25 protein-coding genes are annotated in these 25,089 nt (G+C 32.6%); 12 read left to right on the top strand and 13 right to left on the bottom strand.

Features of this window, described 5'->3' with window-relative positions:
• From P8H68_RS03115 to P8H68_RS03105, 3 genes are all read right to left on the bottom strand, one after another.
• Positions 1 to 518, bottom strand: a 518-nt coding sequence (locus P8H68_RS03115; RefSeq protein WP_300321474.1) for a hypothetical protein, incomplete at its 3' end; no start/stop codon positions are given.
• Between the two features lie 99 nt (positions 519 to 617).
• The gene (locus tag P8H68_RS03110; RefSeq protein ID WP_300321471.1) at positions 618 to 1,283 is read right to left on the bottom strand and encodes a response regulator transcription factor; all 666 of its coding nucleotides are present in this window, start codon (positions 1,281 to 1,283) and stop codon (positions 618 to 620) included.
• Positions 1,284 to 1,496: 213 nt separating this feature from the next.
• Positions 1,497 to 1,931, bottom strand: coding sequence for a DUF4293 domain-containing protein (locus tag P8H68_RS03105; protein ID WP_300321469.1), 435 nt, complete (start codon positions 1,929 to 1,931; stop codon positions 1,497 to 1,499).
• 353 nt (positions 1,932 to 2,284) lie between these two features.
• Between P8H68_RS03105 and rho the strand changes: the two genes are divergently transcribed.
• Positions 2,285 to 4,024: a transcription termination factor Rho gene (rho, locus tag P8H68_RS03100; RefSeq protein WP_300321466.1), complete on the top strand. Its 1,740-nt coding sequence runs from the start codon at positions 2,285 to 2,287 to the stop codon at positions 4,022 to 4,024.
• 57 nt (positions 4,025 to 4,081) lie between these two features.
• Here rho and murI read toward each other — a convergent pair whose 3' ends face one another.
• The 8 genes from murI to P8H68_RS03060 form a co-directional block, all read right to left on the bottom strand.
• Complete coding sequence (murI, locus tag P8H68_RS03095) at positions 4,082 to 4,870, bottom strand: glutamate racemase (RefSeq protein WP_300321463.1); 789 nt, start codon at positions 4,868 to 4,870, stop codon at positions 4,082 to 4,084.
• Between the two features lie 112 nt (positions 4,871 to 4,982).
• Positions 4,983 to 5,483, bottom strand: a complete 501-nt coding sequence (locus P8H68_RS03090) for an OmpH family outer membrane protein (RefSeq protein ID WP_300321461.1) — start codon at positions 5,481 to 5,483, stop codon at positions 4,983 to 4,985.
• 37 nt (positions 5,484 to 5,520) lie between these two features.
• The gene (locus P8H68_RS03085) at positions 5,521 to 6,159 is read right to left on the bottom strand and encodes an OmpH family outer membrane protein (RefSeq protein ID WP_300321458.1); all 639 of its coding nucleotides are present in this window, start codon (positions 6,157 to 6,159) and stop codon (positions 5,521 to 5,523) included.
• 40 nt (positions 6,160 to 6,199) lie between these two features.
• Positions 6,200 to 8,788 carry an outer membrane protein assembly factor BamA gene (bamA, locus tag P8H68_RS03080; RefSeq protein ID WP_300321455.1) on the bottom strand — a complete coding sequence of 863 codons (2,589 nt, stop codon included), beginning with the start codon at positions 8,786 to 8,788 and terminating at the stop codon, positions 6,200 to 6,202.
• Positions 8,781 to 9,533: an isoprenyl transferase gene (locus P8H68_RS03075; RefSeq protein WP_300321452.1), complete on the bottom strand. Its 753-nt coding sequence runs from the start codon at positions 9,531 to 9,533 to the stop codon at positions 8,781 to 8,783. Before P8H68_RS03075 ends, bamA begins: the two co-directional genes overlap by 8 nt.
• A complete protein-coding gene (locus P8H68_RS03070; RefSeq protein ID WP_300321449.1) occupies positions 9,533 to 10,234 on the bottom strand; it encodes a DUF6089 family protein in 702 nt (233 codons plus the stop codon). Before P8H68_RS03070 ends, P8H68_RS03075 begins: the two co-directional genes overlap by 1 nt.
• Positions 10,235 to 10,359: 125 nt before the next feature.
• Positions 10,360 to 11,256, bottom strand: coding sequence for an NAD kinase (locus P8H68_RS03065; RefSeq protein ID WP_300321446.1), 897 nt, complete (start codon positions 11,254 to 11,256; stop codon positions 10,360 to 10,362).
• A 25-nt stretch (positions 11,257 to 11,281) separates the two neighbouring features.
• Positions 11,282 to 11,941 (bottom strand): CBS domain-containing protein, encoded by a 660-nt coding sequence (locus tag P8H68_RS03060; RefSeq protein WP_300321443.1) that lies wholly within the window; start codon positions 11,939 to 11,941, stop codon positions 11,282 to 11,284.
• A gap of 102 nt (positions 11,942 to 12,043) precedes the next feature.
• Between P8H68_RS03060 and P8H68_RS03055 the strand changes: the two genes are divergently transcribed.
• The 4 genes from P8H68_RS03055 to tig all read left to right on the top strand — a co-directional run bounded on the left by P8H68_RS03055 (position 12,044) and on the right by tig (position 15,429).
• Positions 12,044 to 12,763 carry a pyridoxine 5'-phosphate synthase gene (locus tag P8H68_RS03055; protein WP_300321441.1) on the top strand — a complete coding sequence of 240 codons (720 nt, stop codon included), beginning with the start codon at positions 12,044 to 12,046 and terminating at the stop codon, positions 12,761 to 12,763.
• Between the two features lie 10 nt (positions 12,764 to 12,773).
• A complete protein-coding gene (locus tag P8H68_RS03050; protein WP_300321438.1) occupies positions 12,774 to 13,541 on the top strand; it encodes an alpha/beta fold hydrolase in 768 nt (255 codons plus the stop codon).
• 124 nt (positions 13,542 to 13,665) lie between these two features.
• Positions 13,666 to 14,034, top strand: coding sequence for a phage holin family protein (locus P8H68_RS03045; protein ID WP_300321435.1), 369 nt, complete (start codon positions 13,666 to 13,668; stop codon positions 14,032 to 14,034).
• A 72-nt stretch (positions 14,035 to 14,106) separates the two neighbouring features.
• On the top strand, positions 14,107 to 15,429 hold the full coding sequence (gene tig / locus P8H68_RS03040) for a trigger factor (protein WP_300321432.1): 1,323 nt from the start codon (positions 14,107 to 14,109) through the stop codon (positions 15,427 to 15,429).
• Positions 15,430 to 15,530: 101 nt separating this feature from the next.
• Here the strand turns inward: tig and P8H68_RS03035 are convergent, their stop codons facing one another.
• Positions 15,531 to 16,865: a DEAD/DEAH box helicase gene (locus tag P8H68_RS03035; RefSeq protein WP_300321429.1), complete on the bottom strand. Its 1,335-nt coding sequence runs from the start codon at positions 16,863 to 16,865 to the stop codon at positions 15,531 to 15,533.
• Positions 16,866 to 16,987: 122 nt separating this feature from the next.
• The gene (locus P8H68_RS03030) at positions 16,988 to 17,590 is read right to left on the bottom strand and encodes a tRNA (guanine-N1)-methyltransferase (protein ID WP_300321427.1); all 603 of its coding nucleotides are present in this window, start codon (positions 17,588 to 17,590) and stop codon (positions 16,988 to 16,990) included.
• A 295-nt stretch (positions 17,591 to 17,885) separates the two neighbouring features.
• Here P8H68_RS03030 and clpP point away from each other — a divergent pair, with 295 nt between their 5' ends.
• The 7 genes from clpP (at position 17,886) to P8H68_RS02995 (ending at position 24,925) form a co-directional block, all read left to right on the top strand.
• Complete coding sequence (gene clpP, locus P8H68_RS03025; protein WP_300321424.1) at positions 17,886 to 18,548, top strand: ATP-dependent Clp endopeptidase proteolytic subunit ClpP; 663 nt, start codon at positions 17,886 to 17,888, stop codon at positions 18,546 to 18,548.
• Positions 18,549 to 18,599: 51 nt separating this feature from the next.
• Entirely contained in the window at positions 18,600 to 19,838 is a 1,239-nt protein-coding gene (gene clpX, locus P8H68_RS03020) for an ATP-dependent Clp protease ATP-binding subunit ClpX (protein ID WP_300321421.1), read from the top strand.
• A gap of 174 nt (positions 19,839 to 20,012) precedes the next feature.
• Positions 20,013 to 22,097, top strand: a complete 2,085-nt coding sequence (gene dnaG / locus P8H68_RS03015) for a DNA primase (RefSeq protein WP_300321418.1) — start codon at positions 20,013 to 20,015, stop codon at positions 22,095 to 22,097.
• A 406-nt stretch (positions 22,098 to 22,503) separates the two neighbouring features.
• The gene (locus P8H68_RS03010; RefSeq protein ID WP_300321416.1) at positions 22,504 to 23,001 is read left to right on the top strand and encodes a hypothetical protein; all 498 of its coding nucleotides are present in this window, start codon (positions 22,504 to 22,506) and stop codon (positions 22,999 to 23,001) included.
• A gap of 177 nt (positions 23,002 to 23,178) precedes the next feature.
• Positions 23,179 to 23,856, top strand: a complete 678-nt coding sequence (locus P8H68_RS03005) for a CPBP family intramembrane glutamic endopeptidase (RefSeq protein ID WP_300321413.1) — start codon at positions 23,179 to 23,181, stop codon at positions 23,854 to 23,856.
• A complete protein-coding gene (locus tag P8H68_RS03000) occupies positions 23,834 to 24,190 on the top strand; it encodes a hypothetical protein (RefSeq protein WP_300321411.1) in 357 nt (118 codons plus the stop codon). The genes P8H68_RS03005 and P8H68_RS03000 overlap by 23 nt, the downstream gene beginning before the upstream one ends.
• Positions 24,191 to 24,727: 537 nt before the next feature.
• Positions 24,728 to 24,925: a hypothetical protein gene (locus tag P8H68_RS02995; protein WP_300321408.1), complete on the top strand. Its 198-nt coding sequence runs from the start codon at positions 24,728 to 24,730 to the stop codon at positions 24,923 to 24,925.
• The last annotated feature ends 164 nt before the right edge of the window (positions 24,926 to 25,089 follow it).

Here is a 25,089-nt window from a genome sequence, read left to right as displayed (position 1 = left end):
GCACCTGGATCTAAATAAATTTCATGTCTGTTCAATTCCTCATTGAAACCAAAAGTGGCTACAAAATTATTCTTTAATTTAAAATCTAATTGATATGAACCATCTTCCAACATGCTAATTTTATAGTTTTTAACTATTTTGATAGTTTTAGCGCTGGCAGTAGTGAAAATCTTATCGTCCAAAATGCTAATCCCAGGAATTTTAATTTCATTATTACTGATGAAATCTAACTTTATTTGATTGTTAACTAAAGGTAATACCGTTGTATTGCTATTAGTGTTTGAAGACCCTTCTGAAATTATAATTTCATTTCCTTCGCTTCCGCTTAAAACAGTAGCAGTATTTCCTTCAGATAAGCTGTGCTCTAAGATAAAGCTTCCATCTTCTGAAGTTGATAAAGAGTATGATTTTAATTGAGATTCTTGACTTAATTCTTCAGTTAATGCTGAATCATCTGTACAAGAAGTTAATCCGATTGTTAAGGCTGCTATTGCCAATGATTTGTAAAAAGTTTTCATAATTTAGGGTATATTAGGTTATTAAATGGTTTTCTAAAAAATGCCCTAGCTTTTGAAGGCTAGGGCGTTAAAATCAAATATTAGGGGTAGGATCTGATTTTATAATAATTTATTTCTCACAGCATACATTGCTAAACCTACTGAGTTTTTTGCTTTTGTTTTAAAAAGCAAATTTTTTCTATAGGTATCAACCGTGCTTGTGCTGATATTAAGTCTTTCCGCTATTTCTTTAGTACTTAATTCAATACTAATAAGCCTTAAAACTTGTAGTTCTCTATCTGTCAATGAACTGGAGAAAACACCATCCTGATGTACTTTTTTTCTTACAGTTCTGCCAACTGCCGCAGCAACTAGATCTTTTTGAACTTCTTTACTAAAATATTGATCTCCGTTATACACAGAGTTGATGGCTTCTACGATATTCTCTCCAGCGCATTTCTTTGCTAAAAATCCATCGGCACCGATTTTCAATACTTCTTTTACCAATTTAACATCATCGTAACTCGATAATACAATTGTAGGTTGTTTGATACCATTTTTATACAAATGATTTAAAACTTCCAATCCGTCAAGTTTTGGCATGTTAATGTCCAAAACCAATACATCCGCCTCATTTTCTTCTAACCAACTAAGTACTTCTTGTCCGTTAAGTGAATATCCTGCGACTTCAATATTTTTTTCATCTTTTAAAACTGCTTCAATTCCATCGATTAAAATCTGATGGTCATCCGCAATATGAACTTTAATAATTTCTTTGTTTTCCATTAGCTGTTACAAATTTAAACGCTTTATATGTTCCTCACAATCCTACTTATAAGTGAAATTTCTATATCCCTAAAAATAGGGATAGATTAAAAACAAATATATAAAGTATTTTTTGGTTAGAATTTCGAGGATTTCATTCTAGTGTTTTAGCCATAAAAAAACCTGAAGTAGCACTTCAGGTTTTTTCCGCATAAATAAACTAAGATGTTAGGGTTATCGCAATCGATCTACAGATTTTACAAGGTTTTCATCCTTTTTAATCGCTTTGTTAGCCATGACAAGCAAAACAACAACAATAATAGGAAGACTTACCCCAATACCTTTCTCCGAAACATTTGTTTCTCCAGATACCATTAGAGACTCGAACAACAATACACCTAATAAATAGAAGTTGATTAGAATATTTAATCGTCCCAATACAAATTGATTTTGTCTTTGTTTGAATAAAAAAATAGACAAAGCAGACAAAGCAGCAGAAACGAAAAAACCTATTCCAATTGATTTTATTAAGAAACGTTCATCAGTTAACAAGCTTGTTATATTAGAAACCTCGTTGTTTTCACTTCCTAGAAAAGAAACAAAAAAAACAACTCCTCCCGAAAGAAGGGCAGCTAATAACAAGTATATAGACTGAATTCGTTGTATCATTTAATTAATTGATGATAAATTTGATGAACAAAAATAGTTTTTCTTGTTCGAATATTCAATAAATATATGGTTTAACTTCTAGAATAATTGAGTATCGTGCAATAGTTGATTGATATACAGAAATTTGAGATGAGGAGTTCTTTGGTCTAAAATGGTAAGATTTTATGATTTTTAAGTTAAACTTTATGTTTTAAAGAATAAAATTATATATTTGTTACTCATATCAATACTACGTTAGTTTATTTTGAACTCATCAAAGACGCTAATGTTTTAGTAATTCACAAAAATCATATCCGTTCTTCTCATAAAGTTTATTCGCTAGAAGAATATCATAAAATTATATACATACTAACATGTTTGAAATTTCACAACTCAAGAGTAAAACTCTTGTTGAGTTACAAGCTCTTGCTAAGGAAAAGGGACTGAAAAAAACAAGTCAATTGAAAAAAATAGATTTGGTATATCAAATCTTAGATGCTCAAGCAGCGGAAGGTGCTTCAGAAAAAATAGATATTGAGAAAAAGGAGAAACCTGCTCCTAAGCCAAGGAAAAAGAGAGTAAGAGTTGAAAAACCAGCTCAAAAAGAAGAAGTGGTAGAAAATAAAAAGCCTATTTCTACTCCGGTTAAAGAGGAGCTTCAAAAAGAAGAGGCAACTACGGAGAATAAAGTTGAAATGAAGGAAGAGGCTCAACGAGTTCCTAAAAAAAGAGTTGAAAGAAATTCTGAGAAGAACAGTGTTGTTGCAAAAGAGGGGACACCAAGGGAAAATGTAAAGAATAATGACGGGAATAAGTCCAAAGGTCCTCAGCATAGAAATAATGATGGGAAACAAAGACAAAACCCAAATCAAAATCCAAATCAAAATCCAAATCAGAACCCGAATCAAAATCAAAAAAGAAATCCTCAGCATAAAAATCAGCATAAGGAGAAGAATCATAATAAAAGCAATACAAAATTTAGAGATCCTGATTACGAATTTGACGGGATTATTGAAAGTGAAGGAGTGTTGGAAATGATGCCCGATGGTTATGGTTTTTTAAGATCTTCGGATTACAATTACCTGTCTTCACCGGATGATATCTATGTAAGTCAATCTCAGATTAAATTATTTGGATTGAAAACTGGGGATACGGTATTGGGTAATGTAAGACCTCCTAAGGAGGGGGAGAAGTATTTTCCTTTGATTAGAGTTTCGAAAATTAATGGATTGCCACCAAATGTAGTTAGAGATAGAGTTTCTTTTGAGCATTTGACACCTTTGTTTCCAAATGAAAAGTTCAATTTAATTGACAGAAAAAAAACATTGTCTACTAGAATTATGGATTTGTTTGCTCCTATAGGAAAAGGACAAAGAGGAATGATTGTTGCGCAACCTAAGACGGGTAAGACGATGTTGTTAAAAGATATTGCAAAAGCAATAGCAGAGAATCATCCTGAAGTGTATCAAATTGTATTGTTAATTGACGAGAGACCTGAGGAGGTTACGGATATGCAACGTAGTGTTAAAGGAGAGGTAGTCGCTTCTACTTTTGATGAGCCTGCTGAGAAGCATGTGCGTGTTGCCAATATTGTTTTAGAAAAAGCAAAAAGACTTGTAGAGTGTGGTCATGATGTGGTGATCTTGTTGGATTCAATAACGCGTTTGGCAAGAGCATATAATACGGTTGCTCCTGCTTCAGGTAAAATTTTATCTGGGGGTATTGATGCAAATGCACTGCATAAACCAAAACGTTTCTTTGGGGCTGCTAGGAATATAGAAAACGGAGGTTCTTTATCAATTATCGCTACGGCATTGACGGAAACTGGATCAAAAATGGATGAAGTAATTTTTGAAGAATTCAAAGGAACTGGTAATATGGAGTTACAGTTGGATAGAAATATTTCTAATCGTAGAATTTACCCTGCTATTGATCTTATCAAATCGAGTACGAGAAGAGATGACTTGTTATTTGATGCCAAATCAGTTCAAAGAATGTGGGTGCTAAGAAAGTACCTTGCTGATATGAATCCGATAGAGGCGATGGAATTTATCTCTGATAAAGTCAAATATTCTTTAAATAATGAAGAGTTCTTGATTTCTATGAATGGATAGGAATTTATAATAGATTTATAAAAAAAACGGACTACTATTGTAGTCCGTTTTTTTGTTTTAAAAAGGATCGAAAGTAATCGTTACATTTTTGTAGTCACCAATTAAGGCCCTGGCAGTATTTGATTTAATATTTGAATATATGATGTGACTACTTTTAGAACTTATCTGATCGTTTAAATGCTGTTCTGATGCGAGTATCGCTTTGGTCTGTTTGGCAACCGCTCTTCCGGAATCAATAATAGATATTGAATTTCCTGTAATTTTTTTTATTTCAGGGATGAGAAATGGATAATGAGAGCATCCTAGTACCAAATGATCTATTTTTTCTGAGATCATAGGAGAAATATATTCTTTTAACAAATCTCTCATTTCTGGTGTGTTTATGCGATTTTCTTCTATGAGTGGAACCAGACCTTTCCCTACCGTTTCTATGATCTTGATACCTTCCATGTGTTTTTTAGAAGTTTCAGCAAAAAGTGAGCTATTGAGAGTACCCTGAGTAGCAAGAATTCCAATGATTTTTGATTGTGTTTGAAGTGCTGCAGGCTTGATAGCAGGTTCAATTCCGATAAAAGGAATGTCATAAGAAGCTCGTAATAGATTTATCGCATTTGTAGTTGCTGTATTACAGGCAACTACAATGATTTTACAGCCAAGTTGTATTAGTTTTTCTGTGTTTTTTTTGCAAAGCCTCAAAATCTCTTCTTTGGACTTATTTCCATAAGGAGCATTTTTACTATCAGCCAAATAAATAGTATGTTCCATAGGAAGCAATTCAATAATCTCTTTCCAGATAGAAAGTCCTCCAACTCCAGAATCAAAAATACCTATTGGCTTTGTATTCATAAGAAAATTATCAGTTTGATATAGTTGTTTGATAAAACGATATGGGCTAAAATAAGCAAAAAAAAACTCGTTATCCGAATGAATAACGAGTTTCAAATAAAGTAATTTTTTTCTATTGTATCCCTAATTTAGTTTTCACAGCAGGACCTAAGTCTTCTCCTTCAGAAACGATCAATGCTTTTGAATCTAAAACATAAACAAAACCTTTAGTTTTAGCAATAGCTTTTATTGCGTCTTGCGCTTTTTTTATAATTGGCTCAAGAGCAGCTTTTTCTTTTTGCTGTAATTCTTGTTGCGCTACTTGCTGCAATTGTTGAATCTTTCCTTGGTCTGCTTGAACTTCTTTAATTCTTGCTTCGTTTTGAGCAGCTGTTTGAGAAACTTCTTCAGCAGTATATTTATCAATTTTAGCTTTTAATGCCTTTTGAGCATTTGTGATTTCTTCACCATAAGTTTTTCCAAGTTTTTCTAAATCAGCTTGAAGCTTAAGCGTTTCTGGCATTTTAGATACAATCTCTTCAAAGTTAATATGTGCTACTTTTTGAGCGTGAGTGAAAGTAGACATACCTAGTGTTATCACTACTGCTGCTAATAAAGTTTTAAAATGTTTCATCTTTGTAATTATTTAATATTTATTCTTTTGGTTATTTTTATCTATGGATAATTTTGCTTTCTCTTTCAGCTTTTTTACGTTTCTGTTCTTCTATTCTCTTTTCTAAATCTTCTTTTGATTTCGCTTTTTTGAGTTTTGCTTCTTCTCGTTCTCTTTCTTTTTCTGATTTCGTAATATAAGAAATAACAGTTTTGCTAATATCGTATTTAGGGTTTGCGTATAGCATTGTTAAGTCACTTGTTCTATCAAAAACAAAATCGTATTTCTTTCTAGAGACAATTTGTTGAATTGCATTGAATACTTCATCTTGTATAGGCTGAACTAGTTGTTTTCTAAGTTCAAAATATGCTCCTTTAGTTCCGAAGTAGCTAGCTCGCATTTTTGAAAGTTCATTTTCTTTTATTTGAATATCCTCTTGTCTTTCTACAACCAGGTCTTCAGTTAAAAGTATTTTTTCATTATTGAGTTCTAATTTTAGGTTTTTAATTTCGTTTTCAGAACGTTCAATCTTTTTCCTCCATTGCGATGCTTTAGAGTCTAATTTTAATTGTGCTTTCTCGTAACCCGGTACATTTTGTAAAATATACTCCATGTCTATAAAAGCAATGCTCTGTGGCTTTTGACCAATACAAGCACAACTTAAGAAAATGATTAATATGGAAAGTTTTTTTAACATTATTTAACTCAAAAATTTCTACGAAAACAAATATAGTAAATTAGAACTGTTGACCAATAATAAAGTGTGTTTGCCATCCCGATGGTTGGAAACTTCCCGGAGGAGCATCAAGACCATTTGCAAAATCGATACCTAACAATCCGAAAGCTGGCATAAATATACGTACACCAAGTCCAGCGGATCTTCTTACATCAAACGGATTGAATGATTGAAAATCTTGGTATGAGTTACCCGACTCCAAGAATCCTAAAACATAAATCGATGCAGAAGGTTTTAAAGTTATTGGATATCTTACTTCCATGGTAAATTTATTGTAGATAGTACCACCATTGACTCCTGAAAGACTAGAGTTTTCGTATCCTCTCAATCCTACAATTTCTCTACCATCAAACTGACTTTGTTGTAATCCATCACCACCAACATAATATCTCTCAAACGGCATGTCTTTTAAAGCCTCATTATAATACCCTAGATATCCTAATTCAATCTGAGTCATCAAAACAGATTTACCAATTAATTTGGTATACCATTTTGATTTATATCCTAATTTATAATACTCCAGCCACTTGTAGCGTTGCTCGTTGATTCTACCTTGATTCGGAACAGTACCTAAATATTCACCATTCGGGCCATATGCGTCATCTCTATACGCTGGGTCGTCTTCTATGGTACTGAAATCTGTACTACTGAATAATGAGTGAGGTAAAGTGAATTTAGCAGAAACGCTAAACTCTGATCCTGTAGTTGGGAAAATTCTACTTGGTCCTGAAGAGTTTCTACCCAATGTAATACTATAAGACAGGTTGTTAGAAACACCGGTACCATCTTCAAAATTTAACAATCCAATATTGTATTGGTTGATGTCATATTGTTTGAAACTAATAGCTTGACTGAGCGTAAAGAAATCATCTGGCCATGTCAAACGTTGCCCAAGTCCTAAAGTAACACCAAATATATTCAAACGTCTACTTTTATCTACATCATTGGATGTGAAATCTACCTGATATTGACGGGAGTTGTAAACAGAGAAAGAAAAAGATTTTGGCTTTTTACCTCCTAACCATGGTTCTGTAAATGAGAAACTATGTGTGCTATAATATCTACTAACTTGTAATCTTAAGGCTAGTGATTGTCCATCCCCCATTGGTAAAGGTTTGTATTCTTTTCCGTTAAACAAGTTTCTTATAGAGAAGTTGTTGAATGATAAACCTAAAGTTCCAATAAAGGATCCTCCACCATATCCCCCTTGCAATTCAATCTGACTAGAACCTTTTTTAACAACTGAGTAATCAATATCAACCGTCTTATCGGCATAATTAGGTTTTAAATCTGGAGTAACATTCTCAGGATCAAAGAATCCTAATTGTGAAATTTCACGTATCGAGCGTATGATATTTTCTTTACTGTATAAATCTCCTGGTCTTGTTTTAAGTTCTCTGTAGATAACAAAATCATTAGTCACTTCATTCCCCGATACAGAAATGTTTCTAATGGTTGCTGGATCATCTTCATGAATTCTGATCTCAACTGAAATTTCATTATTGTCAACTCTTGTTTCTACGGCATTTACCTGTGAGAATAAATAACCGCTATTTTGATATAAAGATGAAATATCTTCTGAGTCTGGAGAACCATCACCCTTAACTCTTTCGTTTAATAATTTGGCATCGTAAACATCACCTTTTTCAATACGTAAAAAACGATTCAATTGAGCCGTTGAGTAGTTGCTATTACCAAGAAAACTGATGTCTCCAAAGTAGTAACGTTTTCCTTCTTCTAGTTTTATTTCAAGATTGATGCTTTTATCATTTTCGTTCCATACAATACTGTCAGAAATTATTCTGGCATCACGATATCCCAATTCACTGTATTCGTCTAAAAGATTTTGTAAATCGTCTTTGTATTTTTCTTTAATGTATTTTGAAGATTTCCAAAATCGACCCCAAAATTTTCTTTTTGTGTCTTTGAAGAAAGTTCTTAATTGAGCATCGCTGATGTCTTTATTTCCTTCAAAATTGATTTCTTTGATCTTTATTTTCTTACCTCTGTCAACCGCAATTAATAAATCCATTGCGTTTCCTTCAGTAGTATCTTTACGAGTGTGAAGGTTTACTTTTGTGTTAAGATATCCTTTATCTGTATAGGTCTTTTTAAAGTAATTTTTTGTGGTAACCATTAAGTTATCCGTAAGCATGTCACCTTTGTTGATGTCAGCTTCTTCTCTTAAATCCTTGGCTTTTGATTTTTTTATTCCAGATATAGTAATACTACTGATTTGAGGTAATTCTGTAACATTAAATTCTAAATAAGCAGTATCTCCATCAATTTTGGAAATAAATACTTCTACAGAACTAAAACGTTTGGTTCCGTAAAGTTTTTTGATAGCGCTAGAAAGCTTGTCACCTGGAATTTTGATGACCTGTCCTGTTTTAAGTCCAGAGTATACTTTAACAGATTGTTCACTGAATTGTTGTGCTCCAACCACAGAGATTTCACCTAAGATGTATTCTTTTCCACTCTCAAAAGGAACAGATGAAGTAGAGGTGGATGACTCCGTCTCTTGAGAAGTGGCTATGCTTGTGCATAAAACAAAACTCAAAAAAAGAGTTAATATTTTGATACTATTCATTTAGGTTTTCAATTTGTTCGCTTGTTTTTCCAAAGCGTCGTTCACGATTCTGATACTCAACTACAGCCTTATAAAAATCGTTTTTTCTAAAATCTGGCCACAGAACATTCGTGAAATGAAATTCAGCATATGCAATTTGCCATAATAGAAAGTTGCTAATACGTTGTTCTCCACTTGTTCTGATAACTAGGTCAACTTCAGGCAAAGAAACTGTATATAAATGATTATTAATAATTTTTTCGTCAATTTCTTCGACTGTAAGTTCATTATTAACAATTTTTTTTGAAATGTTTTGGACCGCTTGAACAATTTCTTCTCTTGAGCCATAACTCAAGGCAAAAGTTAAAGTGATTTTTGTGTTCGTTTTGGTAGCTTCAATTACATCACTTAAAGTGTTTTGTGCTTTTTTAGGTAAACTTTCTAAGCATCCAATAGCATTGACTTTGATATTATTCTCTTGAAAACCGGGTAATTCTTTTTTTAAGGAGTTGATAAGAAGATTCATCAAAGCATCAACTTCTAATTTTGGGCGATTCCAATTTTCAGTTGAAAAAGCATACAAAGTGATGGCTTTGGTTCCTATTTCACTCGCAGCTTCAACAGACTCTCTTACAGAAGTAAGTGCATTTCTATGACCAAAAATTCGGTTCATTCCTTGCTGTTTTGCCCATCTTCCGTTCCCATCCATAATAATGGCAACGTGTTGAGGTATTTTATTTGAGTCTATCTGAGCTAAGTAATCCATTATCTTCTTCTTGTTGAGTAATATCTAGTCCTACCAAATGTGTAAGACAAAGTGAAACCGGTAAATGCATACCAGTCATTTGTATTTGAGTCCCCAAATTTAGCATTTTCTGGGTGATCTGTTAGTATTTCATTTTTGTAAAATTGACTATCGTCAAGATCATCGGTAAATGAATAGCGTATACGGATTTCTGCACCTAAAATAAGTTTATCCGAAATCTGTACTTTATATCCTGCTCCAAAGGGAAGCGCGATACCAAATTTGTTTTTGTAAGAATAATTATCAGCTGTTCCTTCTGCTGCTTTGTAATGAAATGCAGCCAACTCAAAAATTAGATAAGGGGTGTGAGATTTATGCCAATGTGAAATGGTATAATCGAAAAAATTGAAATCTATTCCAGCCGTTAATTCAGATACTGTTTTGTTCACAGGAGTATCGAATAGTTGTCTTATTTCATTTTTGGAATCAGCATTGTTCGCTTTAATTTTCATTGCTGTAAAAGAAGCCCTGTATGAAATTCTCGGGTTTCTGTTGTATTTGTAAATCAAACCAAATGCAGGTGCGTTAGGGATAACTAGTGTGGAACTTCCAATATCTCCACTATAGTTACTTCCTCCTATTGTTGCTCCTACTTCATGTAATTGGGCAAAGATGTTTGCTCCAAAGCAGATAAATGTTAATAATATTAAATTTTTCCTCATAATTTAAAATAGCGTGCAAATATAAAAATTTCAATTTGCTTTGTTAAGTAATACGTTCTCTTTTTATTAACTTAAATAAAGAAGCTTTATTGTAAAGGAAAAATTTATCTCTTGAATTTGGATGCTTAACTGGTGTAATTTCTTTTGTCTTCTCCCCAAAACAGTTTTTCTCTCAGAGTTCCAATAAAAGTTTGTTGATTTAGCTGAATGATTTTTACAGGAAAATTTGCTTTGGTCAAGGTAAGCTCGATTTCAAAAGGAACTGTGGAAACTCTTGAATCTAGAGAAAGGAAAAATTCTTTTTCTCTACCTATAATTTTTAATTTAATTTCTGTTGTGTCTGGAATAACCAAGGGTCTAGCACTTAAGTTATGAGGTGCGATAGGAGTTAGAACAAAATTATTTGATTCAGGCATGATAATAGGACCATGACAGCTTAAAGAATATCCTGTAGAGCCGGTTGGTGTGGCAACAACAAGTCCATCGGACCAATAGGTAGTAAGGTACTCGTCATTTAGGTAAGCTTCAACACCAATCATGGATGTTGAGTTTTTTCTTGCAATGGTTACTTCGTTAAGAGCAAAGTTGATATCGTTAAAATGGATATTCTCATCATTGGTAGAAATTTGTAATACGGCCCTTTCTTGTATTGTAAACTCTTTCTTTATTAAAGATTGAATGGTGTTTTCAATTTCTTTTTTCTGAACGGTAGCCAAAAATCCTAACCTTCCAGTGTTGATTCCAAGAATTGGGATATTTAAATCTTTTACTAAGGTTGCAGCATTTAAAATAGTTCCGTCTCCACCAAGCGTGAACAACAAGTCAAACGTACTGTCAAGGTCTTCATGCTTTTGAAAAGTTTTATAATTCAGGTTTGCTACACCTAATTCATCAAGAATCGTTACGAACTCTTTATATATTAAAATTTCAATATTGAATTTATTTAAATTTTCAATAAGCATTTCAAAATATTGTCGATCTGTATTCTTGTAGGCCTGTCCGAAAATGGCAACTTTATTCATCTCTTGTGTTTTGTGTTGAGTAGTTTTAAATACTCAAATATCTTTGTAAGTAATTAGATCTGTTTTTTAGGTCCTCTAAATAAGAGTCATCCTCGTGATTTGAGATTACATTGTATTCATATCTTCTGTAAGACTGAATTATCTCATCTATGATATCCGTTTTTATTTTTATTGTAACCTGACTTGTTTTCTCGTTTTTAAATGAAACATGCAGTCCAAGAATTAAGGCATTGTTTGATTCAGAGATTTGTGTGATTTCACTAATAGAATATGTAGCAGAATCTTTTTCAAGAATTAAAACGATACCGTCTTCATTGAAAAATGGAGTTTCTGCATAAAAATTTAAAATATCATTGAGTTCGTAGAATCCGATATATTCTTTATTAGAATTGAGTACAGGTAAAATATTCGTTTCATTAACTGCAAAAAGAGTCAATAAATCTAGGATTGTATCTTCCTCTGTCGCAAAAAACGCTTCCAATGTATATTGGAATTCAGAAATTAGTTTTGAGTCATCGCTAAAAGTTTGCAAATCACTTTCGGGTAATGAACCGTACAACTTGTTGTTTAGTGTAACGGGAAAATGACTAACTCTTTGATCCTTAGTTTTTAATTTAGAATCTAAGACGCTTTCATTGAAGTTTAGCGTAGGTAAATCATTTGAGATATAGTCTTCTAATTTCATGGTGTTTTCTAATTGTGGCAAATTAATAAAATTTCATGTAAAATGATGTATTTTTGCGTTTTTAAAATGACTGTTTTGAATAGTTAAAATACAAAAAATATAATGACAAAATTAAGTGTGAATATTAATAAAATTGCAACATTAAGAAACTCAAGAGGTGGAAATACTCCTGATTTGCTTAAGGTGGCTTCTGATATAGAGGGATTTGGCGGAGAAGGTATTACAATTCACCCAAGACCCGATGAACGACATATTAGATATCAAGATGCTTACGATTTAAAAAATCTCGTAACCACGGAATATAATATTGAAGGGAATCCAATTGAGCAGTTTAAAAAAATGGTTTTGGAAATCAAACCTACACAAGTAACTTTGGTTCCAGATGGTGATGATAATATTACATCTGATGCAGGTTGGGATACTGTAAAGCATCAGGAATACTTGAAAGAAATTATAGCCGAGTTCAAGGCTCAAGGAATTAGAACATCCATTTTTGTGGATCCTGTTATAGAAATGATTGAAGGTGCAGCAGCAACGGGTACAGATAGGATAGAGTTGTATACTGAGGAGTTTGCGGTGGAGTATTCTAAAGGAAACAAAGATGCGATCAAACCCTATGCAGCATGTGCGCAATTAGCACACGAATTAGGTATGAGAGTAAATGCTGGGCATGATTTAAGTTTGGAGAATATAGAGTTTTTTGCCAAAAACATTCCGCACTTGGCTGAAGTTTCTATTGGTCATGCTTTGATCTCTGAATCTTTGTATTTAGGTCTAGAGAATGTTGTGAATATGTATAAGAATAAAATGAAATCTGAGTAATAATATTTGTATGGAAATTTTACACTCTAAAATACAAGGAGCAGGAACTCCCTTGATTATTTTGCATGGTTATTTTGGAATGGGAGATAATTGGAAGTCTCATGCCAATAAATTGTCGGATAATTATCAAGTTCATTTGGTTGATCAAAGAAATCATGGAAGAAGTTTTCATTCAGATGATTTTGATTATGAATTATTGGTAGAGGATTTAGAGGCTTATTTCGAATTTCATAATATTGAGAATGCAATTGTATTAGGCCATTCTATGGGGGGGAAAACTGCGATGTTATTTGCAGTAACTTTTCCAGAGAAAGTTCAAAAGTTGATAGTGGCGGATATTGCTCCAAAAAACTATCCTCCACATCATCATCAAATATTAGAGGCTTTAGATGCTGTTGATTTTTCAAAAATTACTTTAAGAACGGAAGTAGACGAAGTATTGAAACAATACATAGATGAAGTTGGAGTGCGTCAGTTTTTGTTGAAAAACGTATATCGTAAAACGAAAGAGGAATTAGATTTCAGATTTAATTTAGAAAGTTTAACAGAAAATAATAATGAAGTAGGTGCTCCGTTGCCAGCTTTTACAGAGTACGATGGAGAGGTTCTTTTCTTGAGAGGAGCCAATTCAGGCTATATTGCGGATAGTGATACTGCTTTGATTGAAGCTCATTTTTCAAAAGCTAAAATCGTTACTATCGCCAATGCAGGTCATTGGTTGCATGCTGAAAACCCGGTTGATTTTATGAATGCGCTACAAGATTTTTTGAAATCTTAGAGTGTTAGACATTTTTGCATACATTCCGTTGTTTAACTGTTTTATTGTCAGTGTTTTTGTTAACTTGTCATGAAATAACGTAATGGTATTATTTTGGTACTATTGTTTTAAAATTATTTAGAAAATGAAAACACTTATAAAAATATTAGTTACTGCGGTTGCCGTTTTGATCATATCAAAATTATTACCTTCTATACATGTTACAAATTACACTTCTGCGGTTTGGGTAGCGGCGGTTTTAGCTTTGTTGAATACATTTTTACGACCTATTTTAATTGTATTGACATTGCCTGCAACTATTTTAAGCATGGGCTTGTTTATATTTTTTATCAATGCAGGTATTGTGTTGATGGCTAGTAATATGGTAGATGGGTTTCATGTGAATGGATTTATGTCTGCTTTACTTTTTAGCTTGTTGCTATGGGGGGTAAGAGCAGTGTTGTTTTCATTGTTGCTTGAAGATGACCAAACTCCAAGAAATAGAATAAGTTAAAGATTGTTCAATTCGCAAAAAAGTATTATTTTTGCACCCAATTTTAAGGAATATAAAAGTCAAAGAATTAAGATGAATATTACAAAAGAAAGTATAGACTCGTTAAATGCTGTTGTAAAAGTTGATATTACGGCTGCAGATTACAAAGAGAAAGTAGAAACTATTTTACAAGATTACCGTAAAAAAGCTGATATCCCTGGATTTAGAAAAGGGCATGTTCCTATGGGAATGGTAAAGAAGCAATATGGTAAATCTATCATGATTGACGAGATCAATAAGATGTTGCAAGAATCTTTGAACAATTATTTAACTGAAGAGAAGTTGGATATTTTAGGAAACCCATTACCAAAGGTGAATGAGGCTTTTTCTTGGGATGCTGAAGATTTTTCTTTTGAATTTGAATTAGGTTTAGCTCCTCAGTTTGATGTTGACTTAAGCGCAAAGAAAAAAATTACTCAATACAATATTATCGCTGAAGATAGTTTGATTGATAAAGAAGTTGAGAACTTACAAACTCGTTTTGGAAATGTTATCCAAAAAGAAGAGGCTGTTGAAACTTCTAATATTACTGGTACTTTTGTAAATGCAGAAAAAGAAATCGAAAAGAAATCTACTATTGCTGTATCTGATATCAAAGGAAAAGTAAACGTGAAGAAATTTACTGGAGCTAAAGTTGGAGATGTTTTAGAATTAAAAACTAAAAACTTATTTGAAGACAGCCATAAATTAATGGGAGCTTTAGGATTGAGTCATGATGAGATTGAAGGATTAGAAATTCCTTTAACTTTTACAGTTGAAGAAATTACTGAAACTGAATTGGCTGAATTGAATCAAGAATTGTTTGACAAAATTTTCGGAGAAGGAAAAGTTGCTACAACTGAAGAGTTGAGAGCTAAGATCAAAGAAGATGCAGAAGGTCAGTTCCAACAACAATCTGAGCAACAATTATTAAATGCAGTTACTGAATACCTAGTAGAGAACACTAAGTTTGATTTACCTGCTGACTTCTTGAAGAAATGGTTGGCTACAGCTGGAGAAAACCCGATTTCTGAAGAGCAAGCGAACGAAGAGTTTGAAAAGTCTGAAAAAGGTTTACGTTACCAATTAATCGAAAGTAAAATTATGTCTGCAAACGACATCAAATTAGACTTTGAAGAGTTGAAAGAGTATGCTAAAGGATTTATCAAAGCTCAAATGGCTCAATATGGTAACTTAGATCCAGAGGAGAAAGAATTGGAAGATATCGCAAACAGAGTATTGGGTAACCAAGACGAAGCAAAGCGTTTACAAGACCAATTGGTAAGTAAAAAATTATTAGATTTCTATAAGGAAACGATCACTTTCAAAGAGAAAGAGGTTTCTTATGATGCTTTCGTAAAAGAAGTATATAAATAAGAAATCATCGCATAAAGAAAAAGCTCTAAGGGAAACCTTAGAGCTTTTTTGTTTTTAAGAGATTTTAAAAATTATTATTATCTAATAATAGGCGTAAAATATTATTTGCGCTTTTGACCTCTAGTTTTTGGTTTTTTATATTTTTTAGCCAATTCTCTTCTGTAAGAACCTCCTTGGTTGGTCTTTCTGTTTTTTTCTTTCTTTTCGTGGAAAGCAGGACCGGGGGCAAATTCTTTCGACTTTTTCTTTTGATAGGGTTTGATAACTTCAACCGGCATTTCCTCTTCCGTCATTTTTGAAGAAATTTCTACTTCCTCAGGGAAGTCGGCAATGGCTACTTTTAAATCCATCAAAGCTTCTACATTTTCTAGAATTTCTTGATCATTTTCTGTTACAAAACTGATTGCATTTCCTTCGTTTTCAGCTCTACCTGTTCTACCTATTCTGTGGATGTAATTTTCAGGGTCATCGGTAATGTCAAAATTGATTACATGAGTGATCCCTTCAATATCAATACCTCTAGCCAAAACATCAGTAGCAATTAAAATCCTGTGCAGTCCTTCTTGAAATCCTTTGATGGCTTGTAGTCTATAGTTTTGTGATTTATTTGAATGAATTACGGAAATTCCTTCACTGTCACCTGAGTTTTCTAATTCAGCAAAAAGTTTATCTGCTACCCTTTTGTTTTTTGTGAAAACCAAAGCCTTGCTAAAAGTATCTTTGTCTGAAAGTAAAAATCGAAGTAAGTTAACTTTTGTGTAAAAGTTTTTTACCTCATAAATTCTTTGTTCTATATTTTCTAAAGGTGTTCCAGAGCGTTCAATTTCTACTGTTAAAGGTGCTCTAAAAAATGTATTGATGATGTTTTTTACCTCATCCGTCATCGTTGCAGAAAATAAAATACTTTGTTTTTTCTCTGGCAACAAGTCTAAAATGGTTTCTAATTGATGTCTGAAACCTAAATTTAAAACCTCGTCCACTTCATCCAATACTAGTTTTTGAATTTTTTTCAAGTTCAGAACTTTGCTCAATCCAAGATCAATAATTCTACCCGGAGTAGCGACTAAAATATCCAAACCTTCAAAAATCAATTGCTTTTGAGTGTTGATGTTTGCACCTCCATAAACACCTCCAATTCTGGTGTTGATATAAGGAGTTAGTTCTTTAAGGGCTTCTTCAACCTGTACAACTAATTCTCTAGTAGGAACAATAATAAGAACTCTAGGGTGTTTTTGTTCTGAATATTTTAATTGCTTAAGTAGTGGAAGTAAGTAAGCATAAGTTTTACCAGTTCCGGTTTGTGCAATCCCAACAACATCTCTTCCTGAAGAAATTACAGGAAATGCCTTTGCTTGGATAGGAGTCGCATAATCGTATCCTAAATCATCAAGAGCATTTAATAAAGGTGTGTTTAGTTTTAAGTCAGAAAACCTCATAATCTTATTTTTCAATTGAGCTGCAAAGGTAATCTTAAGATTCCATACTAAAATACTTTAGCAGATAAATTAAAAGAAAGTGATAGAAAAAAGAAGAGCTCCCATTTGGAAGCTCTCAATATTTAATCTTTTCTGTTTTTTATAATTTCGTCTTGAAGTTTTCTACTCAGTTCTTGTTGTCTAACCAATGACTTTTTTTGATGTGCTTCATATTCATCTTGTGTTTCTTTCAAAATAAGTTTTGCTTCTTTGGTAACAATATTGCTATTGTTAAACTTATAAAAGAAGAAAAGAGCAACGATAAGCAACGTGATAATAATAATCCCGGCAATCAAGTTGTAATTGTTTTTATACATGCTGATGCCCATAACACTGATAGAATCCTTATTCGTATTAGCCATAGTCAATGCTTCATTCGTCTCGGCTAATTCTTTTTTCAACCTATTAATTTCTGTAAGTTGGTTGTTGTTTTCTTCATGTTTTGAATTCAATAGCTTTTTTTGATTCGCCAAAGAATCTAGAACATTCTTATGAAGCTTATTGAATTTAACTTTTGTGATTACTTTGTACTCTTTATAATTGGTAGATGTTTTTTCTAGATATATAAATTGACTATTTAAATCGCCTTTCGTTTCAAAGGGGTTTTCTAATTTCTTCTTTTGTGCATTGCTCGTTGGGATTGCAATTAGTAAGAATATATATATAAGAAGTCTTCCGTTTTTCATGGTTGTGGTTTTCTGTGTGTGTTTTGTAAATTTATATAAATCTAACGACAAAAATATGCGGTTAGTATACAAATATGCGCAAACTGTAAAATTCCATTGAAACTTTATAAAAGTTGAGTTGTTCGATCAATTTTTCTTAAAAAGAATACTAATAAAATTAAAAGTTTTGAGATTATTTTCTATATTAACCAAACGATAATTTCTAAAGAAAAGAGAGTGTTTCATTTACAAATGAATACTCAGTTTAAGGAATTACTTAGTACCTTTACAAACTATAATTAAAAAATAGAATCAAATGGATTACGGAAAAGAATTTGAAAAATACGCAACAAAACACCATGGAATAAATAGCATGCACTATGATAAAATTAGAAGTTCTGTAACTCCGTATATCATGGAAGAGCGTCAAATGAATATCACACAGATGGATGTGTTTTCTAGATTGATGATGGATAGAATTATTTTCTTGGGAACAGGAATCAATGATCAAGTTGCAAACATCATTCAAGCGCAATTGTTGTTCTTAGAGAGTGTTGATGCAAATAAAGATATCTCTATTTATATCAATTCACCGGGTGGTGGTGTTTATGCTGGATTGGGTATTTATGATACCATGCAGTTTATCAAGCCGGATGTTGCTACTATATGTACAGGTATGGCTGCTTCAATGGGAGCTGTATTGATGTGTGCGGGTGAAAAAGGTAAACGTTCTGCATTGCCGCATTCTAGAGTAATGATTCATCAACCATTAGGTGGAGCTCAGGGGCAAGCAAGTGATATGGAAATTACAGTAAGAGAAATAGGGAAGTTGAAAACAGAATTGTACGAAATTATTTCGAATCATTCTGGACAATCTATAGAAAAAGTACACGCAGATTCAGATAGAGATTATTGGATGAAAGCTGAGGAAGCGAAAGCTTATGGTATGGTTGATGAAATTTTGACTAGAAATAAATAAAAATCAATTATCGTTTGTTTTATAACAATCGCTAATGACAATTAAGGAAAGATGTCGAAAGAAGAAAATTTAGAATGTTCATTTTGTGGACGTAAAAAAGTGGAAACAGACTTGTTGATTGCAGGGATGGATGCACATATTTGCGATAAATGTATTGAACAAGCTCATGGGATAGTGCTGGAAGAGATTTTAGAAACGGAAGATGTTTCTAATGTTTCTGATCTGGAAGTTAAAAAGCCAACAGAAATAAAAGCATTTTTAGAGCAATATATTATCGGACAAGATCAGACAAAGAAAACGATGGCCGTGGCGGTTTACAATCATTACAAAAGATTGACGCAGCCTAAAGATGATAAAAATGATGTAGAGATAGAAAAAAGTAACATGATTCTAGTTGGAGAAACTGGAACTGGAAAAACATTGATTGCAAAAACAATTGCAAAAATGTTGAACGTACCTTTTTCTATTGTAGACGCAACTGTTTTAACACAAGCGGGTTATGTTGGGGAAGATGTGGAGAGTATTCTTAGTAGATTACTTCAAGCTGCTGATTATGATGTGGAAAAAGCAGAAAGAGGAATTGTATTTATTGATGAGATCGATAAAATTGCCAGAAAAGGTGATAATCCATCCATTACTAGAGATGTTTCTGGAGAAGGAGTGCAACAAGCCTTACTTAAATTATTAGAAGGTACAGTTGTAAATGTGGCTCCTAAAGGAGGTAGAAAACACCCTGATCAAAAATTTGTGGAAGTAAATACCAAGGATATATTGTTTATCGCTGGTGGGGCTTTTGCAGGTATTGAAAGAAATATTAGCAATAGATTGAACAGACAAGCGGTTGGATATTCTGCTGCAATGGCTGTGGATAATGTTGATGAAACAAACTTATTGCAGTATGTAATTCCAAGTGATTTAAAAACATTTGGTTTGATTCCTGAGATCATAGGAAGGTTGCCAGTTTTGAGTTATATGAATCCTTTGGATGCTAAAACGTTACGTTCTATTTTAACAGAGCCTAAGAATTCATTGGTAAAGCAATATACCAAGTTGTTTGAGATGGATGATGTAAAGTTTACCATTGCAGATGAAGCGCTTGATTATATCGTAGAAAAAGCTTTGGAGTATAAACTAGGAGCACGTGGCTTACGTTCTCTATGCGAAGCAATTTTGACAGATGCTATGTTTGAATTGCCAAGTTCTGAAGAAAAAGAATTCAGTGTTGATAAGGAGTACGCAGTTGCAAAACTTACCAATACAACCTTAAAAAAACTAAAAGCAGCGAGCTAATAGTTATATGTAAATTTTTAAAAAAAAGGGATTCAAATATTTTGAATCCCTTTTTTTACGCGAAAAATGAAACTTTCACAACTTGTGTTAAGTTTTCGCTATGAAAATTTGCAAAGAATTCTTTTTAATGGATAATCTTAGTTATTTTTGTTTTTCAACTTTTTTGAAAATTAAATGATTTTAAGAAGTACCATAGACCGTGTTTTTGAAACTGCTCGAGTAGAGGAGGTGATCGGTGAATTTGTTACTTTAAAAAAAGCGGGTAGTAATTTTAAAGGATTGAGTCCGTTTACAGATGAGAAATCACCTTCTTTTATGGTGTCTCCTGTCAAACAGATTTGGAAAGATTTTAGTACCGGAAAGGGCGGGAATGCTGTTACCTTTTTAATGGAACACGAGCACTTCTCTTACCCAGAAGCCATAAAATATTTGGCTAAAAAGTACAATATTGAAATTGAAGAAGAGGAGCAGTCAAATGAGCAAAAGGAAGCTGCTGATGAAAGAGAAAGCATGTATGTGGTTTCTAACTTTGCCAAAGATTATTACCATGATGTTCTGTTAAATAATCCAAAAGGGAAAGCCATTGGATTGAGTTATTTTAAGGAACGTGGTTTTTCTGATGAAACGATTAAAAAGTTTGAATTAGGGTATAATTTAGATGAATGGTCTGCTTTCACGGATACTGCCATCAGAAAAGGTTACGACATAGATTATATGTCGAAAACCGGACTTACCATTGTAAAGGAAAGTGGCAAACAATTTGACCGTTTCAAAGGTCGTGTGATGTTTCCGATCCATAGTATGAGTGGTCGAGTTCTCGGATTTGGAGGGCGAATTTTAAAAGCAGATAAAAAAGCAGCCAAGTATCTAAATTCTCCTGAGAGTGATATTTACCATAAGAGTAAAGTGCTTTATGGAATTTATCATGCCAAACAAGCCATCTCTAAAGAGGATACTTGTTATTTAGTTGAAGGGTATACAGATGTTATCTCAATGAACCAAGCGGGTGTGGAAAACGTGGTGGCTTCTTCTGGTACTGCCTTGACTCCAGATCAAATTCGTTTGGTAAAGAGGTTGACGCCTAACATTACTGTATTGTTTGATGGTGATGCAGCAGGAATAAGAGCTTCCATGCGTGGAATTGATTTGATATTAGAACAAGGAATGAATGTTCGTGTTTTGATATTTCCCGATGGTGATGACCCTGACAGTTTTTCGAAAAGAGTTTCTACAGAGGAACTAAAAGAATATTTAAAAAGTAATTCTAAAGATTTTATAAACTTCAAGGTATCTCTTCTGATGGAAGAGGCTGAAAATGATCCTATAAAAAAGGCAAACTTGATTCGAGATATTGTGACGAGCATCTCAAAGATTCCAGATAATATTCAGCGCGAAGTATACGTTCAGGAATGTTCTAGAATTATGGAGATTTCAGAGACTGTACTATTCAATGAGTTGGCACAGATTTCTAAAAAAATAGAAAGAGAGGCTTATCAAAAAGAACAGCAGCAAATAAGAAAGGCTGAGCGAGAGAATCAAAGGTTACACAAAACTGACTCCCGAGGACCTAGAGTTGAGGGTGGTGACCAAAGGCGAGACTCTAGAGAACCTTCCTTAATGTCTAGAGCGCAAAGAAAGGCTAGTGAAAAAGCTGGTTTAGCGGCAAAGAAAAATGCACCAAAGGAAATCAACACCTTAGAGTTGTATGAACGTGAAATCATTAAAATTTTACTGATTTATGGTAACAACCAGGTTGAGTTTATAGATTGGATTGAAGAAGTAAATGAGTTTGGTATTGTGAAAATGGTTAAGGATGAATATTCTAATATTGTTTCTCAAGAGTTGTATTTGCAATTGCAAGATGATGAAGTAGAGTTTTCACATACTATTTTTCAAAAAATATATGTCGAGATCATCAACAAGTTAAACGTTGAACAAAATATTTCTATCGAAGAATTGACAAGTCATCAAGATGCCGAAATTTCTCAAACTGTTACGGATATATTGATGGATGATGAAAAGCATATTCTTAGTGATTGGGAAAGTAAGGATATCGTTGTAACCGCAAAAGATGAGGTGTTGCCAAAAATGGTAACAGATGCCATTTTGAACTTGAGAAGAGTTTTGATTGAAAGAAAAATCAAGGACCTTACAGCGGAACTTGCAGAAGGAAAGAGTAGAGAATCTTCTCTTGAAATGGTGGTCGACTATACTTCCCTAAAAACAAAACTCTTTGAGAAACTAAATAGAATTTTGTAATTAATTTCTTTTTTCTAATTCAATTACTTCTAAGTTTTTTATCTCTTCTTTGTCAATTTCAAATCGCAACATTGTAATTCCTGTTTTTATGGACTGAGGTTAGGAGTAGTTAATGATTTTTAAATTGAGAGTTTCCAAGGCTACTATTTATATTTTGGTTGTATAAATGTGAAATATAAGGAAAAACACACCTTTTATTAGTTGTTGTTACATATTCGTTTAAGTTGTACGGGTGAATTCGTTTTTTTTTTTATGTTTAAATTGCGTTCAATAAATGTTGTGAAAACCGATTGCTATGAAAAGTAAAGTTGAGTTTTTTGAAAATTTAAGAATCTTTTTGAAACGGAAATCATGATAGATGTTTTGTTAAATATATGTCTTAAGATGTATAAAAATTAATGTTATTATGAGTAAATTTAAAAGTTTGGGGGTAAAATCTAATGGAGTATTGTTATTTCGTAAAGAAAGCAAACAGCATGGTCTGGAAGAGTTCTCAGCGGTTTCAGCTGATCAATTGCTCATGACCCGTGGAGGTCAAGGGAAGTCATTACCAGCAGGGAAAGAAGGGATTCAACCTGCTGGGGTAGGAGGTACAGGAGTAGGACCTGGATTTCAACCGGGAAGTGGTCTAGTACAAGGTGCATATAATCTAATGGGTAGTATTACTACAGTAACTTCTAATGCCTACAGTTCTGTTACGGAAATGGTTGCTTCAGCGTGGAGTAGTGCTTGGGACAATGCCGAAACTACATATACTATTATTGATGCTGCAAGTTCCGTAAGTGCTCCTCCGGGACCTGGCGCTTTTATGCTTAATACTACAAGAGCAGATGGGGGGACGTTTAAGCAAATAAACGATTCTACGAAAGTAGGTTCAAGTGGTAAACACTATCCTACTAGATAATTAATTTTGTTTTAATTGATGAGTAGTAAAAGAAATATACTACTCATCATATATCAGTATAATTATAGAATGTCTTTTGTAAAAGCTCTTTTCTTTACGACTCTGATTGTTATATATATTCTGTTTACAAAAATAATTTCGACTATAAATGTCTCGTTTTTTAATGGGAATCTTTTTTTGAAAGATTTTTTTGAAAACAGTTATTATTACATTGGATTGTTGTTAGTTATCAACTTGAATGGGGGGGGGAATGAAATACCAAGCTTATTTGAAATTAAAACCAGGGAAAAGATGGGGCAAGTTTTTTGCTTCTCTCTAATTCTGTTCGTTTGTGTGTATATATTGATTCCTTCTTTATTGAACTTTTCTTTATTTATTTATAAAGATGAAGAGTTGATTTTGCAACATTATGAAGCTTCTACATTCCATTTGATTGGACTATTGGTTGTTGGACCAGTTTTTGAAGAATTATTTTTTAGACAAATTATGGTTCAACAGTTTCAGATGAGGTATGGTGATATAAGAGCAGTGTTTTTATCTTCTTTTCTTTTTTCAATAATGCATTTTCCTAGATACGGAGATTTACCTATGCTTTTTGTGTTTGGTATTTTGGCAGCATACATTTATTTGAAAACAAAGAATGTTTTTATAACTATTGGAATTCATTCTTTGATAAATTTATATACGGTGTTACACCTTAAAAATCCCATGCCAATATTAAGGTGGTTAAATCATTATTATGAAATTCCAGGATTTTGGTTTTATTATACCATTGGATTTTTATTCTTATTATGCACATGTTATTATTCTATCCGCTTTATAAATGAGTATCATGAAAAGTATATTAGTCAATAAAGAAGAGTTATTTGTTTTTCATTTTTATGATAATTATCTAGAAATAGAAAGAAAAGGAAGGTTAACACTAAATATTTTATATGAAGATGTGGTAAGGTGTGAATTAAAAAAGGGAGAAACTCAAATTACTGGTACCCTACTTGTTGGTTTTTTTGTCTTGGTTTTACAACTTATTCCAGGAATTCCAAAAAAAATATTTAAGGAGCATGACCAATTGCTTATACAATTAAAAAACAAAAAAACACTAAGCTATCAAATAAGTAGAAATATTGATAGAATTAAAATAAACAAGGTTGTAAATAGTATAAAAATGAACACCTTTAAATTTAAGTAATTCTTCAAGAAATATTTCCCGAAAATTGGTAACATTAATCCTGCCTGTAGTAGTGAAGAATAGTTTAACTCTAGTTTTAACCAAATTATTAAACGACAACTTAAACTAGTTGTTACGTTTTTTATTGCTGTTTTATCTTGTTTGAGAGTCCTTAAACAAGATGAAAACTACATTGCCGATTGCATGTAGAATTAAAAAAAATAAACATGTTTGAAATATGAAAAATGATATAGAAAACATTGATATAGCAAACAAAATAGAATACAAAAAAGTTGAAGTATTGTCTGTGAAAAATTTTATTGTCTTAAAAATTATGAGTTTAGGGGGTTATTCATTTTGGTGGGTTTATAAATGTTGGGTTTTCTTTAGATGTAAGGATAATTTGGATATAACACCACCGTTGAGAACTATATTTTTGTTTAGTCTGTTCGAGAAAATACAAAATTACTCAAAATTAAAAGGCTATAAAAAAAACTTTTTTTCTTTGGGGTATTTTGTAGGTTTTATAGTATTAGTTGTTTTTAATAAACCTTTAACATGGCATATAGTTTAATTTCATTACTACACATTTTTATTCTTATCCCTGCATTAAAAGCGATGAGTTTTGGGCTTAAAAATGATGAAAATTTTATTATTATTGAAAATAAAAGATTCAATATGCGTCAAAACTTTATTATTGGAATAGGAATGGTTTTTTGGATTTTCGTTCTAAACAATATTATAGTAACTAAGTAAAAATTGCCAGAAACAAGTTCACATATAGAAGAAATAATAGGTAAAAAACCCAATTGGTTAATTAGATTAGGGATAGGTGGTATGCTGTTGATGTTGTTGACTTTGCTGTTTGTTGCATGGTTGGTAAAGTATCCTGATATTATTACTGCTTCTGTTTATATTAG

Source organism: Flavicella sp. (assembly GCF_029238425.1).
Classification (GTDB): domain Bacteria; phylum Bacteroidota; class Bacteroidia; order Flavobacteriales; family Flavobacteriaceae; genus Flavicella.
Note: the sequence above shows the minus strand (reverse complement) of the source record. Positions and strands in the feature narration are given on the sequence as shown.

Coding starts and splice junctions, on each gene's coding strand:
- P8H68_RS03110 (WP_300321471.1), bottom strand. CDS start 1,283: ATGGAAAACAAAGAAATTATTAAAGTTCATATTGCGGATGACCATCAG.
- P8H68_RS03105 (WP_300321469.1), bottom strand. CDS start 1,931: ATGATACAACGAATTCAGTCTATATACTTGTTATTAGCTGCCCTTCTT.
- rho (WP_300321466.1), top strand. CDS start 2,285: ATGTTTGAAATTTCACAACTCAAGAGTAAAACTCTTGTTGAGTTACAA.
- murI (WP_300321463.1), bottom strand. CDS start 4,870: ATGAATACAAAGCCAATAGGTATTTTTGATTCTGGAGTTGGAGGACTT.
- P8H68_RS03090 (WP_300321461.1), bottom strand. CDS start 5,483: ATGAAACATTTTAAAACTTTATTAGCAGCAGTAGTGATAACACTAGGT.
- P8H68_RS03085 (WP_300321458.1), bottom strand. CDS start 6,159: ATGTTAAAAAAACTTTCCATATTAATCATTTTCTTAAGTTGTGCTTGT.
- bamA (WP_300321455.1), bottom strand. CDS start 8,788: ATGAATAGTATCAAAATATTAACTCTTTTTTTGAGTTTTGTTTTATGC.
- P8H68_RS03075 (WP_300321452.1), bottom strand. CDS start 9,533: ATGGATTACTTAGCTCAGATAGACTCAAATAAAATACCTCAACACGTT.
- P8H68_RS03070 (WP_300321449.1), bottom strand. CDS start 10,234: ATGAGGAAAAATTTAATATTATTAACATTTATCTGCTTTGGAGCAAAC.
- P8H68_RS03065 (WP_300321446.1), bottom strand. CDS start 11,256: ATGAATAAAGTTGCCATTTTCGGACAGGCCTACAAGAATACAGATCGA.
- P8H68_RS03060 (WP_300321443.1), bottom strand. CDS start 11,941: ATGAAATTAGAAGACTATATCTCAAATGATTTACCTACGCTAAACTTC.
- P8H68_RS03055 (WP_300321441.1), top strand. CDS start 12,044: ATGACAAAATTAAGTGTGAATATTAATAAAATTGCAACATTAAGAAAC.
- P8H68_RS03050 (WP_300321438.1), top strand. CDS start 12,774: ATGGAAATTTTACACTCTAAAATACAAGGAGCAGGAACTCCCTTGATT.
- P8H68_RS03045 (WP_300321435.1), top strand. CDS start 13,666: ATGAAAACACTTATAAAAATATTAGTTACTGCGGTTGCCGTTTTGATC.
- tig (WP_300321432.1), top strand. CDS start 14,107: ATGAATATTACAAAAGAAAGTATAGACTCGTTAAATGCTGTTGTAAAA.
- P8H68_RS03035 (WP_300321429.1), bottom strand. CDS start 16,865: ATGAGGTTTTCTGACTTAAAACTAAACACACCTTTATTAAATGCTCTT.
- P8H68_RS03030 (WP_300321427.1), bottom strand. CDS start 17,590: ATGAAAAACGGAAGACTTCTTATATATATATTCTTACTAATTGCAATC.
- clpP (WP_300321424.1), top strand. CDS start 17,886: ATGGATTACGGAAAAGAATTTGAAAAATACGCAACAAAACACCATGGA.
- clpX (WP_300321421.1), top strand. CDS start 18,600: ATGTCGAAAGAAGAAAATTTAGAATGTTCATTTTGTGGACGTAAAAAA.
- dnaG (WP_300321418.1), top strand. CDS start 20,013: ATGATTTTAAGAAGTACCATAGACCGTGTTTTTGAAACTGCTCGAGTA.
- P8H68_RS03010 (WP_300321416.1), top strand. CDS start 22,504: ATGAGTAAATTTAAAAGTTTGGGGGTAAAATCTAATGGAGTATTGTTA.
- P8H68_RS03000 (WP_300321411.1), top strand. CDS start 23,834: ATGAAAAGTATATTAGTCAATAAAGAAGAGTTATTTGTTTTTCATTTT.
- P8H68_RS02995 (WP_300321408.1), top strand. CDS start 24,728: ATGGCATATAGTTTAATTTCATTACTACACATTTTTATTCTTATCCCT.